This is a genomic window from Flavobacterium sp. (genome assembly GCF_044369455.1).
Taxonomy (GTDB): Bacteria; Bacteroidota; Bacteroidia; order Flavobacteriales; family Flavobacteriaceae; genus Flavobacterium.
On record NZ_JBIPLW010000009.1, the window covers coordinates 1 to 13,619 of the forward strand.

At 38.9% G+C, this 13,619-nt stretch carries 6 protein-coding genes, 1 tRNA gene and 1 pseudogene; 2 read left to right on the forward strand and 6 right to left on the reverse strand.

Translation table 11 applies throughout. From position 1 onward, the window contains the following. Positions 1-7,609 (reverse strand): annotated as a pseudogene (locus ACIQ2L_RS09575) (hypothetical protein); the annotation flags it as partial. A 405-nt stretch (positions 7,610-8,014) separates the two neighbouring features. Then, positions 8,015-8,088 (reverse strand) — tRNA-Met (locus ACIQ2L_RS09580). A gap of 200 nt (positions 8,089-8,288) precedes the next feature. Here ACIQ2L_RS09580 and ACIQ2L_RS09585 point away from each other — a divergent pair. Both ACIQ2L_RS09585 and ACIQ2L_RS09590 read left to right on the forward strand, forming a co-directional pair. Continuing rightward, on the forward strand, positions 8,289-8,681 hold the full coding sequence (locus tag ACIQ2L_RS09585; RefSeq protein WP_396158172.1) for an START-like domain-containing protein: 393 nt from the start codon (positions 8,289-8,291) through the stop codon (positions 8,679-8,681). Between the two features lie 62 nt (positions 8,682-8,743). Then, positions 8,744-9,580 (forward strand): aminotransferase class IV, encoded by an 837-nt coding sequence (locus tag ACIQ2L_RS09590; RefSeq protein WP_396158174.1) that lies wholly within the window; start codon positions 8,744-8,746, stop codon positions 9,578-9,580. Here the strand turns inward: ACIQ2L_RS09590 and ACIQ2L_RS09595 are convergent. The 4 genes from ACIQ2L_RS09595 to ACIQ2L_RS09610 form a co-directional block, all read right to left on the reverse strand. Next, a complete protein-coding gene (locus ACIQ2L_RS09595) occupies positions 9,577-10,137 on the reverse strand; it encodes a YqgE/AlgH family protein (RefSeq protein ID WP_396158176.1) in 561 nt (186 codons plus the stop codon). The two genes, ACIQ2L_RS09590 and ACIQ2L_RS09595, sit on opposite strands and share 4 nt — an antisense overlap. Before the next feature lie 120 nt (positions 10,138-10,257). Next, complete coding sequence (locus ACIQ2L_RS09600) at positions 10,258-10,530, reverse strand: HU family DNA-binding protein (protein ID WP_396158392.1); 273 nt, start codon at positions 10,528-10,530, stop codon at positions 10,258-10,260. 175 nt (positions 10,531-10,705) lie between these two features. Then, complete coding sequence (fmt, locus tag ACIQ2L_RS09605) at positions 10,706-11,653, reverse strand: methionyl-tRNA formyltransferase (protein WP_396158178.1); 948 nt, start codon at positions 11,651-11,653, stop codon at positions 10,706-10,708. An 11-nt stretch (positions 11,654-11,664) separates the two neighbouring features. Next, a complete protein-coding gene (locus ACIQ2L_RS09610) occupies positions 11,665-13,599 on the reverse strand; it encodes an ATP-dependent DNA helicase RecQ (RefSeq protein ID WP_396158180.1) in 1,935 nt (644 codons plus the stop codon). Between the last annotated feature and the right edge of the window lie 20 nt (positions 13,600-13,619).

Consider the following 13,619-nt stretch of genomic DNA (forward strand, 5'->3'; position numbering starts at 1 on the left):
TTGTTCGGAAGAATTGAGTATTATTTGATGCTACACGCATTGCGTTTCTATAGGTAGCGGTGTAAGTTCCATTCGCTAAAGACGAATTGGCTTCGATAAAAAATCCTTGACCAGATGCAACCTTTCCTGTAGGTAAAAAACCTCCAGTGATAGCAGAAGTTGCCGTTCTAACACCTCCTGTAAAATTATATTTTGCATAGTCATTTGCCGTATAATTGTTATTCGTTATTGCCGTATTATGCGTCCACAAATAAATAGTACCATTAACTACGCCAGCATTACTAGGATCGGTCAAGAACAAATCAATATCTAAAGCTGATGGATATGGATTTCCAATTAAATTGTAAGTTCCTGTACTTTTTATAATTGATGTTGAAATGACACCATTATTAGGAATACCCGAGAAAACAGTTTCTACCACTTGAGTTGGATTATAGGTTAAATTGTCGGGAGCTCTTGCTATATAGCCCACTCCAGGAGCCATAATTGTAGTGCTTGATTCGTAAGCCCAGTTGTTAATAGTTGGGCTGAATGAATAAAATACGGAACTTGTGGCTAATTGACTTAAAGGTGTATTAGCCACAGGAGATGACCAATAGGTGAAATCATATTGTTTGAGTGGTGAAGAGTTTCTTTTATAAATTATAGTTCCAGTATTGATTGAAGCATCATTGGTTTGTACTAAACTTGCCCCGTTTTCAAAGATTAACGTACCAAGCGTTACCGTAACCGCATTGGTAATGGTTAATGTATTTCCAGAATTAATAGTTATATTTCCAGAATTAATGATGCAAGAGCATCCTATTATATCTGTTGAAGAAGTGTAATTTCCAGCAAAAACAACAATTTGCGAACTTGTAGGATTAGAACCTAAGGACCAAGAAGAACCATTCCAAGTATTCGTTGGTAAAGCATTGAGCGTCACACTAGCTGAAGCTGGAGAGGAACAACCTGCAAAAGATGCTGAAATGGTATACGTACCCGCTGGAGCAGAGACATTTGCCCCTGATATCACTACACCAGTTGAAGGTGAAGCAGTATAAGTATAAGAGGCATTGTAATTGGTAATGGTAAAACTTCCAATCATAGCGGCACAAGTTGGTTGCACCAAGGAACCTAGGGTAGGTTGACCGGTTGGCCCATTAACCGTAATAGTTGCTATTGTACTGTTTGCTACACTACAATTACCACTTGTAACAACTGCTCTATAATAGGTTGTAGAAGTTAAATTGGGTGTAGTATAAGTTGCTGTAGTACCTCCACTTCCTCCGGTTACTGTTGCCCAACCTGTACTTCCATTGGCTGATTGTTGCCATTGGATGGTTGAACCTGTATTTCCGGTTAATGTTATGGTAGTAGAATTGCCTGTACACAATGTAGTTGCGGCAGCAGTAGCCGCACCACCAACAGATGCTGGCGAAACCGTAACTGTTGCCGTTGTGCTATACGCAGCAGCACATGCACCATTTGTAACAACTGCTCTGTAAAAAGTAGTCGCTGTTAAGTTGGTTGCTGTTAATGTTATTGTAGTATTGTTAATAGTTGTGCCTGCTGTAGTAAAATTGTCAAGTGAGGATTCCCAACTGGTGATTGTTCCTGTATGACCGCTTAAGTTTAATACTGTACTGTTTGTTCCTGAACAAACGCTAGCACTTCCTGTAATTGTACCACCAGCGGATGCTGGAGAAGCCGTAACCGAAACTAGTGCTATTGCGCTATTCGCAGCAATACATGCACCACTTGTAACAACTGCTCTATAATAGGTTGTAGCAGTTAAATTGGGTGTAGTATAAGTTGCTGTAGTACCTCCACTTCCTCCGGTTACTGTTGCCCAACCTGTACTTCCATTGGCTGATTGTTGCCATTGGATGGTTGAACCTGTATTTCCGGTTAATGTTATGGTAGTAAAATTGCCTGAACACAATGTAGGTGGGGTAGCAGTAGCCGTACCACCAACAGATGCTGGCGAAACAGTAACTGTTGCCGGTGCACTAATAGCAGCAGCACATCCACCATTTGTAACAACTGCTCTGTAAGAAGTAGTCGCTGTTAAGTTGGTTGCTGTTAATGTTGTTGCCGTATTGTTAATAGTTGTGCCTGCTGTAGTAAAATTGTTAAGTGAGGATTCCCAACGGGTGACTGTTCCTATATGACCGCCTAAGGTTAATACTGTACTGTTTGTTCCTGAACAAACACTAGCACTTCCTGTAATTGTACCACCAACGGATGCTGGAAAAGCCGTAACCGTAACTGGTGCCGTTGTGCTATACGCAGCAACACATGCACCACTTGTAACAACTGCTCTATAATAGGTTGTAGCAGTTAAATTGGGTGTAGTGTAAGTTGCTGTAGTACCTCCACTTCCTGCGGTTACTGTTGCCCAATCTGTACTTCCATCGGCTGATTGTTGCCATTGGATGGTTGAACCTGTATTTCCGGTTAATGTTATGGTAGTAGAATTGCCTGAACATAATGTAGCTGGCGTAGCAGTAGCCGTACCACCAACAGATGCTTGCGAAACCGTAACTGTTGCTGTTGCGCTATACGAAACACATGAACCAATTGTAATCACTGCTCTGTAAGAAGTAGTAGCTGTTAAGTTGGTTGCTGTTAAGCTTGTTGATGTATTGTCAATAGGTGTACCTGCTGTAGCAAAATTAGTCAATGTCGACTCCCAACGTGTGATTGTTCCTGTATGACCGCTTAAGGTTAAATTCGTAGTGTTTGTTCCTGAACAAACGATAGCACTTCCTGAAATTGAACCACCAACGGATGCCGGTAAAATCGTAATCGTTCCAGTTGCAAATACTGATCCACATCCACCCGTTAATGGGATGCTGTAGGGGAAAGTTCCTGTAGTTGTAGGCGTACCACTGATGGTAATTACATCAGCTGCCCAGGTAGCACTCACTCCCGGTGGCAATCCATTTGCGCCAGAAATACCACTATTAATAATACCTGTCGCGCCTGTAGTATTAAATGTGATATTTGATAAACCGTCACTAAAACATATTGTAGGTGAGCTGGCTCCTGATCCTGCCGAATTGTCAGCCGTATTGGTACCCACCGTAATGGTACCTACAGCATTTTCAATACCACAACCTCCTGTTAAGGGTATGCTGTACTCGAAGATTCCTTCTTCCGTTGGTGTACCACTAATAGTAATGGTATTACTTGCCCAAGATGCTGTTACACCGGATGGTAAGTCACTAACCGTACCTATACCTGTAGCACCCGTAGTTGTATGCGTAATAGCTGTTAACGGCGTGTTGATACATAAACTAGGCGTTGAAGATGGTGCAGAAACCGAATTGTCATTTACTGTAATGGTGCCTGTTGCATTGAAAGGGCAAGCCCCTAACAAAGGAATGGAATAATTATAAACACCTGCCAGCGATGGTATACCGCTGATGGTAAGTACGTTTGACGCCCAAGTGGCTGTTACTCCCGGCGGAAGCCCGGTTGGAATTCCGATACTGGTAGCAACAGTAGTAGTTCTTGTAATGATAAGAATAGTGTTAACACATACGCTTGGGTTGCTGGTAGTTATGGTTGGCTGGTTAACATTAAGGGTTATAGCCCTGGTAGCCGAATTGCAACTGCCGTTGGTAGCCGTAACGGTGTGTGTGCCTCCGGCTGCTACAGTAAAAGGAACACCATTGGTAATGGCTTGCGGGCCCGACCATGTATAGCTGGTACCACCGTTTGCAGTTAAAGTAACCGCATCGCCACTACAGACACCTACCGTTTCTGCAACCACTATTTTACGTATTCTTCTATTATCCATTGCAAACAAATTACCGGAATAATCGATGCATAATCCTGAATTACTTTGGAAATCAAATCTCGCCACAGTACCCACACCATCAACATAGCCCGCAGTGCTGCTGCCCGCCAAAGTGCTTACTACACCTGCCGGAGTTATCCTACGAATATCCCTTGAAACATCCGCTTCAGTTACATAAAGGTTGCCTGCTGCATCCAAAACAATGCCGGTAAGGTAATTAAAACTGGCTTGCAATGCATCAGGAGCATTAGTACTGCCGTATATTCCGTTTCCTGCTACGGTACTTACAAAACCGGATGGGGTAACTTTGCGCACATAAAAATAGTCCGCAACGTATAAATTGCCCGCAGCATCTGCGCACATCGCACCAACATCACTAAAATTAGCTTGTGCACCAGGACCGTCTTGATGGCCCCAATTGCCGCTACCGGCAAAAGTGCTCACTATACCCTCCGGGGTTATTTTACGAATAATTGCCCCCCCAATATTATAATCATAATCGCCCACATAAACATTTCCTGCAGGATCGACAGTTATGGAATATATGTACATAAACGTGGCTTGTAATGCAGGACCGTTTTGGTTTCCATACACACGCCATACACCCGCGTAGGTACTTACTACACCCTGCGGGGTTATTTTTCTGATGATATTATTACCGGAGTCAGCTACAAATAAATTTCCAAATCGGTCTATAGCAATATCAATGGGACTACTGAATCGAGCGGCAGTGCCCGTGGCGTCAACGTAACCCCGGCTGGAACCAGTTCCCTCTTTGCCCGCAAAAGTAGTCACCACTGCTGCCGGTGTTATTTTACGTATATTGTTATTACCGCCATCTACTACATAAATATTTCCAAGCGCATCGGCTACTGCTCCTTCTGGTCGCCTGAAGCTTGCAGCGGTACCCGTGCCATTCACATTACCAGAGATACTATTACCGGCAAAGGTACTTACCGTGCCAACGGCGGTAGTGGGCAGCGAACTCGTTATATAAGGTTGGGTAGCATTGACGGTAATGGTGCCCGTTGCCGACACATTGCCGCAACCCCCGGCTAAAGGAATGGAATAGTTAAAGATACCATTCATTGTAGGCGTTCCGCTAATGGTAATTACATTGCCTGCCCAGGTTGCAGTTACGCCCGCCGGTAGGCCTATTGCCGAACCAATGCCATTGACTCCCGTAGTAGCATGTGTAATGGTGGGTAACGCTTGCCCGATGCATATCGTTGGGCTGCTTGAAGGGGGACCAACGGTGTTGGCTGTACCAGAAGTAGTTACCGTAATGGTTCCCGTGGCAGCTGATGAACCGCAGGCACCTAGGAGGGGGATACTATAGTTATAGACATTCGCTACAGTTGGCGTACCACTGATTCTGATTAAATTGTTAGCAAAGGTAGCGGTAACACCGGGCGGTAACCCGCTTGCTGGGCCAATGCCAGTTCCTGCGGTAGTGGTATGTGTAATAGTTGGTAATAACGATCCTACACAAAGGGTGGGTGTACTCGAAGCTGGGCCAACGCTATTGATCTGAGTGTTTGTTACAATAATTGTGCCACTTAAGGTTGCGTTCCCTACACAGGTAACATTAGTTAAAGGAATGGTATAATTGTAAGTTCCGGCTAAAGTTGGTGTTCCACTAATAATTATAGAACCCTCTCCATATCCAGTATCCCCCGCCGAAACCCCCGGCGGAAGATTCACGGGCGTGCCCTTGATGTATGCTTTACTATTTAAGTTAAACATAATTTGGGGCATTACTGTATTTGCACATACCGTTGGATTCGAACTTGGGCTTGTATTAAGACTGGAATTGGTCACAGATAAAGATCCTGAAGCATACATAAGTGTGCCCGAACAGGGGGTCGGGTTAATGATATTTAAAGGGACTCCGATAGAAGCATAGTTCACTTGGGTGGGTGTTCCACTAATGGTAAGTACATTATTTGACCAACTCGCTGTTAAACCTGGCGGTAAGTAAGTTGTTGCCGAAGTGCTAATGCCACTGACGCCAGTTGTTGCATAAGATCTTGTATAAGGTGTATTGACACAAGTATAATTAGTCGGTTCATTATTAAGTTCGGCCGATGCTTGTGTTGAATAATCATAAGTGATACTGTAATAATAACTTTGGTCCTCCTCAAGATACCGGGTATTGCAGGAAGGCGCAACGGGTAAAATGATGATTTCGGAAATATGCCCCGTCAGACGATTGCTTACAGTACCACCATTCCATCTTGCACCAATTACCATTGTGGTTTGTAAATTATAATTGGTTCCTGTAATGAGCGATGTGGGCATAGCAGTGCCCTCTTTAAAACCCGAAACGGTGGTATTGTCGGCACCAAAGGTAAGCATGCGGGCAGTTCCATTTCCGGTTTGTGTGTTGTCGGAAACAGTAGAAAGGGTGCCGGGCGACACGGTAATGCCAAACGATGCCGGTTTGGCAGCTAAATCAGGTCTGTCTCGAATTACAAAGCCCTGAGTAGTTCCATTAAAATTATTATCGATTAATGTTTGAGAACTGCTTGCGGTAGTACCAGTCGTTGTCCATTTGGCTACGACATTGGCTGTAAAACCAGAAAAGCCGGTTGTTGGAAACGGGGTTGGCGTGAAGCATCTCAAATTATTTACCCCATTGAAGTAAACAGCGGGCTTTCCATTCACTTGTTCAATTACACCGGCATTTACAATTCGGGGTTGTTGGGCGAGAACACTTTGTACGGCACGTAAATTGCGGCCGCTTTGGTCGTACCAAGTTCGCACAAAAGCATTCAATTTGATTGACTTATATATTCTACCGTTTGTGGCAGAGGCAACCACCTCACCATTGGCCAACTGTGATATGCCAACAATACCGGCACTGGTGGCCACGAGCGAACCGGCACTCCAGGTGACACCATTGTCTAGAGAACGGTAAATTTTATTTGCAGCATTATCGACCGCCACCACATGGCCGCTTGCCAATTGCGTTATGCCGGTTACACTTGCGCCGGTAATTGTTGTACCTGCGTCCCAGGTGGCGCCAAAATCAGTAGAACGATATATTTTGTTAGAGGTGTTTCCGGTAACGAGCAGGTTACCGTTTGATAATTGTGTGATGCTACTTAAACCTGCGCCTGCTGCAACCTCTACACCGGCATCCCAGGTGGCGCCGTTATCGGTAGAACGATATACCCTGTTGGTTGTAGTCCCAACCGTTAAAAGAACGCCGTTCGATAGTTGTGTGATGCCACTCAAACCCGCACCTGCCGCTACTAGTGTACCAGCATTCCAGGAGTTGCCATTATCAATAGAACGGTACACTTTATTGTCAAGATAACCCGTGGCTAGCACGTCACCGTTTGCCAATTGAGTGATTCCTCTTAAACCGGCACCTGCCGCAACCACTACACCGGCATTCCAGTTAACACCATTATTTGTTGATCGATGTATCCTGTTGTTATTGTATGAAACAACCAATAGGTCGCCATTTGCTAATTGTTTATTGAAATACAATTGAGGGGTAGGGGTCCCAGAGATGAGTACCCCTGTATTCCAAACATTACCTGCATCGGTAAAGGCAATTAAGGAAGGGGTATCGAGATCGCGGATTGCTCCCCAATCCGGACTAAACATAAAGCCAATATCTTTTAGAGCATTATCGCCGCTTCTGCGAACCTCAATGGCGCTGCCAAAATAAGTGCTGCTCAATTTTCGGAGACTGTACCCGGTAGTTGTCTCTATACCATACATATTTACCATGTCGAAACTATTGTTGCTTTGGGCTTTTAGGTCGGCAAAAGGATTGAGTGACAACACAACAAAGAGGCACTTAAGCATATTTGTTGTGATAGAAAATGAACTTTTTTTAACTTGTTTTTTTTCTAAAAAGGAAAACGGCAAGTTTGATTTTTTCGATTTAAGTAATAATTGTTTCATATTTTGTATGTAATTACGCTTTAAAATTAAACTATTTAATTTGCTTAATTAATAAAGCTTTAATTAATTAATGATTATTTGACATTACAAAACTATAGAATAATTATAAAAAATCGATAAAACACATAAAAAATCGATTAAATGCATAATATAAAATTTAAAACATATAAAATACTTACAATTATTATATTTTTTCTAAACTCAGTTTTTCTATTTTTATTTATAAAAAAAAGGTTTATAAATACTTGGAATTGTATAACTATGAAACACAAAAAAAGGCTTGGAGCGTTCCAAACCTTTAAAGTGTAGCGAGAGGGAGATTTGAACTCCCGACCTCAGGGTTATGAATCCTGCGCTCTAACCGACTGAGCTACCTCGCCATTAAATGCATTCCTTGAATACTTCACTGATTTCTATTTTTTATAGGTGTTCAGTGATACGCCTTACGGCTTAATTGCGGGTGCAAATATAAAATTAATATCAATGGTTGCAAAGTTAAAACACTTATTTTTTTTATTTTTTAAAAATGCTTTTTTATTGATTTTATAATCTATATATTTCCACAAAATTTATTCAAATTATGGATAGTAAAATACGTTATGAACTTGAGTTCCCTCTAAATTCTTCACCTCAATTGTTATATCAATATATTTCTACACCATCTGGTTTGCAGGAATGGTTTGCTGACAATGTAAACTCTAGAGGCGAATTTTTTACTTTTATTTGGGATGGAAATGAAGAAAATGCCAGACTTGCATCAAAAAAAACAGGAGAGAAGATAAAGTTTAGATGGGTTGATGATAACAAAAAAGATACAGATTATTATTTTGAATTAAGAATATTAGAAGATGAAATCACCAAAGATGTATCGTTAATGGTGGTTGATTTTGCCATAGAAGATGAATTAGATGAATCTAAGTTGTTGTGGGAAAATCAAGTTTCCGATTTAAAACATGTTATAGGTTCTATTTAAAATCAATTTTTTAAAAGTTATATTTGCCCCGTCTCGATCAAAAAACGAGATGGGATTTTTTTATGATTAATTTTAATGGTGTACTTCTAGATTCAGATAAACAATTAACGGTTTCTAATCGATCGTTTCTATACGGAGATGGCGTTTTCGAAACTTTAAAAGTTGTCAATAATAAAATTTTATTTTTTGAAGATCATTATTTTAGACTTATGGCATCTATGCGAATCATACGACTGCAGATTCCAATTAGCTTTACATTAGAATATCTGGAAGAAGAAATAGTAAAGCTTATTGCTATAAATGGCGTTCAGAATTCTGCTCGTGTTCGGTTTACCGTTTTTAGAAATGAAGGCGGATTTTATTTGCCAACAGATAATTCCATTTCTTATATTATTCAGACAAGCGAACTAGAACAGATAAAGTATCAATTTTCAAAAAAGACATTTGAAGTTGATTTGTATAAAGATTATGTAGTTCCAAAGCAATTATTGTCAACACTTAAAACAGCTAATAAAATCACACATGTCACGGCAAGTATTTTTGCCAACGAAAATCAACTTGATTCTTCCTTGCTTATTAATGAAGATAAAAATGTAATTGAAGCTGCAAATGGAAATTTGTTTATGGTGATGGGGAACCAATTAATTACGCCACCAATTACCGAAGGTTGTTTAAATGGAATAATGAGAAAACAAATTATAGCTCTTGCGAAACAAATCGATTCTATTGAAGTTATAGAAACGCCTATTTCCCCCTTTGATTTGCAAAAAGCAGATGAATTATTTATTACTAGTGTAATTATGGGGATCCGACCTATTACAAAATATCGTAAAAAAGAGTTTGGGGTATTGGTATCACAAGTATTATTAGAGAAATTGAATGCTTTAATCGAAGTTTAATTTAAAATTGGATTTTCGGGAGCATTAGACCAAATGAGGTAATCTCCGCCTAATTCTACAATTTTTTCTTTCCAAAAATGAGGAGTTGCTTTGCGAAGAATTTTATTTTCATAACTATTTTTAATTAAAATCCACGAATTAGACTGCATCTCATTTTCTAATTGATCAGCACACCAACCCGTATAGCCCAAAAAGAAACGTATATTTCTTTTTTTAATTATTCCTTTGTTGATTAAATCTTTAGTCGATTCAAAATCACCACCCCAAAAAACACCATTTGATATCATAATACTGTTAGGAATTAGTTTAGGAATATTGTGAATGAAATAGAGATTGTCTTGTTCAACGGGACCGCCATTATAAACTTTAAAATCTGATGAGATTTCAGGGATTAAATCGTTTATAGAGTATTTAAGGGGTTTGTTTAAAATAAATCCTACTGAACCTTCATCGGTATGGTCTGCTAATAAAATAACCGACCTATTAAAAGATACATCTCCAATTATAGAGGGCTCAGCTAGTAATAGAAGTCCTTTCTGTAATTTTTCAGTAATCATTTAGATTAAATTTGTAATAAAATTGCTAAAAAAAAGTTTAGTAACCAAATATTTTTTGTAAAAAAACGAAAAACCATCTGCCGTGGCGGATGGTTTTTATATATCGGATGAAATAAATTCTTAGTTTACTGATCCGTCTAAATCTGCACCTGCTTTGAATTTAACTACATTCTTAGCAGCGATTTTGATAGTTTTTCCTGTTTGAGGATTTCTTCCGTCTCTTGCAGCTCTTTTAGATACTGACCAAGATCCGAATCCTACTAAAGATACTCTTCCACCTTTTTTCAAAGTACCACCTACATTTCCTAAAAATGATTCTAAAGCTAATTTAGCTGCTGCCTTAGTGATTCCAGCGTCAGCTGCGATTGCATCGATTAATTCTGATTTGTTCATAATGTTAGTTATTAATTGTTGGTTAAAAATTTCGTTAATGAAAACAAATTTAAAAGGAATTCCTTTGTACACAACTGTTTTCGTCTTTTTTTCAAGCATTTGTTGATAACTTGGGTTATTTGTTGATAAACCTGCGATTTATTAGCAATTTTGTCGATGATATGTTCTTCAGACCCTACTGAGCTTGTGCTTTTTCGGTAAATGCAATTCCATTAAGTAGCTCATTGGCCTGCATTTTTTTCTTTCCCGGAAACTGAATATTCAAAATCTGGATGAAGCCATCTTTTGTAGCCACTTTAAGTTCTTTTTTTGTTGTTATAATACTACCTATAGAATAAGTGTGATTTTCTATAATAACTTTGGCATTATATATTTTAACATTCCATTCTTCTTCATTGTCATTAAACAAACACCAAGCTGAGGGATATGGAGACAATCCTCTAATTAAATTATAAATTTCACTAGCTGATTTAGACCAGTCAATTTTGCAATTCTCCCGATTTAATTTGTACGCCGTTTTTAGTTCTGAATTATCGTGTTGAATAGTTGTTTCAACTGTACCTTTTTCTATTAAAGACATGGTTTGAATGACTGCATCACTTCCAAGTGTCATTAATTTATCATGTAATACTCCGGCAGTTTCATTTGGTGTAATTGCTATTTCTTTACTTAAAATCACAGCTCCTGTATCTATTTTTTCATCTATAAAAAATGTCGTTACTCCAGTTTTAGTGTCTCCATTTATAATAGCCCAATTAATTGGTGCTGCACCTCGATAATTAGGAAGTAGTGATGCATGTAGATTAAAGGTTCCAAGTTTTGGCATTTTCCAAACTACTTCGGGTAACATTCTAAATGCAACTACAACTTGCAAATTGGCATTCAGCGATTTTAATTCGGCCAAAAAAGTTTCGTCTTTTAGATTGGTCGGCTGCATTAAATTCAAGTTGTTTTCTAATGCATATTCTTTCACTGCTGAATATTTTATCTTTTGGCCGCGGCCAGCTGGTTTATCAGCCGCTGTAATAACGCCAATGACATCGTAGTTATTCTTTACTATTGAATCCAAAATACCAACCGCAAATTCGGGTGTGCCCATAAAAACAATGCGTAGCTTTTCCATTTATGCTGTATTTAGTTCCGTTGCTTCTTTAAAGAATATAAATTAGTAGCGTTGATACAAATCGTATCATTTTCCAATAGATTTTGAAGTGCAAAGATAACATCGTCTTTCGGAAGTTTGGTCAATTTTTGAATATCTCTCGAATTGAAATCTTTAATCTTTAACATAGTAAGGATTTTTTCAGAAGTGCTTTCTTCATTTTGTTTAACTTCACTCAGTTCGGCTTTACCTCGCGTCTTTTTATTTTTGGATATACAATAAGAGCAAATACCACAATCTTCTTTTATGGTTTCACCAAAATACCGCATCAATACTTTATTCTTGCAAGTCTTGTTCTCTTTACCATAATATAATACCGCATGCAATTGTTCGGTTTTTAATTTGTTTTGCGCGAGCAAATGTTTGGATACTCTATTTACGGTACGTTCATCTTCTCTAACTTCATTAAAAGTAATCATAACGTCATTATTGGTAGCAATTAAATCAATTACCTGCTTTTCTTTTAGTTTTTGCAGAAGTGAAAGTACCTCTTTTTCATTGCGATTGGACTTTTTAGCAATTAGGGTTGTATTAAAAGCAGTTTGCATATCATAAACTCCAGGATACGTTCGGAGCATAGTTAACATGATGTCTTCATCATTGGGATTTAAACTCATATACCGTATCACTTCTTTGGATGGAATATTAAATTGAACACTCACTTTTTTTGTGAATTCCTGTGACAAAGTAATTACACCTTGACGGTCTAAAAACTGTAATGCATTATAGGTTTTTAGAATTGGGAAATTATATTTACTACAAAACTGATTCAGATTAAAAGTGAACTGTTCGTCAATTCCTTCACCATAAGCAATTTGAAAAAAAGTGCAAAGTTTGACAAACACCAAATTCAAAAAAGCTTTATCGGGCAATACACTTAAAAACTGCGCTTCGGCATGCAAAACATCCGATGGATTGATAAGTAAAATCGCAAATGCTTTTTCGCCGTTTCTTCCGGCTCGTCCGGTTTCTTGATAATAATTTTCTAAATTTTGAGGTAAATGTAAATGAATAATCGTTCTCACATTGGCTTTGTCAATTCCCATTCCGAAAGCATTAGTAGCCACCATTACCTGAACTTTTTCGGTCATCCAAAGTTTCATATGACGTTCTTTGTCGTTAGACGTCAGTCCACCATGATAATAGGTTGCCGTAAATCCGTGGCTTTCCAATTGATGAACCGTTTCAAGACACGATTTTCTATTGGTAACATATATAATGGAAGGTTCTGCATTTTTGGATAAAATTTGCTGCAAGAGATGCACCTTATCTTCTGTCTCAAAAATCATATAGGCTAGGTTATCTCTATAAAATGATTTTGTAAAAATTTGAGGATTTTCGAGTTTTAATTGTGTGATGATATCTTCTTTCACTCTGACAGTGGCCGAAGCCGTCAAAGCTAAAAAAGGTACTTTCGGAAAGTACTCTTTAAGTTGTACAATCTTTAAATACGCTGGGCGAAAATCATGTCCCCATTGCGACACACAATGAGCTTCATCTATAGCGATGAGGTTTACCGGTAGATTTTTGATGCGTTCCAAAATCCAATCGTTCTGTAAACGCTCGGGAGAAAGATAAAGGAATTTATAACTTCCAAATTGACAATTGTCTAATAAATCAATGATTTCATCTTGATGAATGCCGCCAGTCAATGCTATAGCTTTTATTCCGATGTTTTGCAGATTCTGCACCTGATCTTTCATCAAGGCTATCAAGGGCGAAACAACCAAACACATGCCTTCTTGCATCATGGCCGGAACTTGAAAACAAATCGACTTACCACCGCCAGTAGGCATTAATGCAAAAGTATCTTTTCCATCCAAAACAGAAGCTATAATTTCTTCTTGAGGATAACGGAAGGTACTGTGTTTCCAATACTTTGTAAGGATTTCTAATGCTTTAGACATTTAACGTTACGTATTTCGTG

What these genes read in the sequence shown, in the direction of transcription:
- ACIQ2L_RS09585 (WP_396158172.1), top strand. Translation starts at nt 8,289, where the DNA reads ATGGATAGTAAAATACGTTATGAACTTGAGTTCCCTCTAAATTCTTCA.
- ACIQ2L_RS09590 (WP_396158174.1), top strand. Translation starts at nt 8,744, where the DNA reads ATGATTAATTTTAATGGTGTACTTCTAGATTCAGATAAACAATTAACG.
- ACIQ2L_RS09595 (WP_396158176.1), bottom strand. Translation starts at nt 10,137, where the DNA reads ATGATTACTGAAAAATTACAGAAAGGACTTCTATTACTAGCTGAGCCC.
- ACIQ2L_RS09600 (WP_396158392.1), bottom strand. Translation starts at nt 10,530, where the DNA reads ATGAACAAATCAGAATTAATCGATGCAATCGCAGCTGACGCTGGAATC.
- fmt (WP_396158178.1), bottom strand. Translation starts at nt 11,653, where the DNA reads ATGGAAAAGCTACGCATTGTTTTTATGGGCACACCCGAATTTGCGGTT.
- ACIQ2L_RS09610 (WP_396158180.1), bottom strand. Translation starts at nt 13,599, where the DNA reads ATGTCTAAAGCATTAGAAATCCTTACAAAGTATTGGAAACACAGTACC.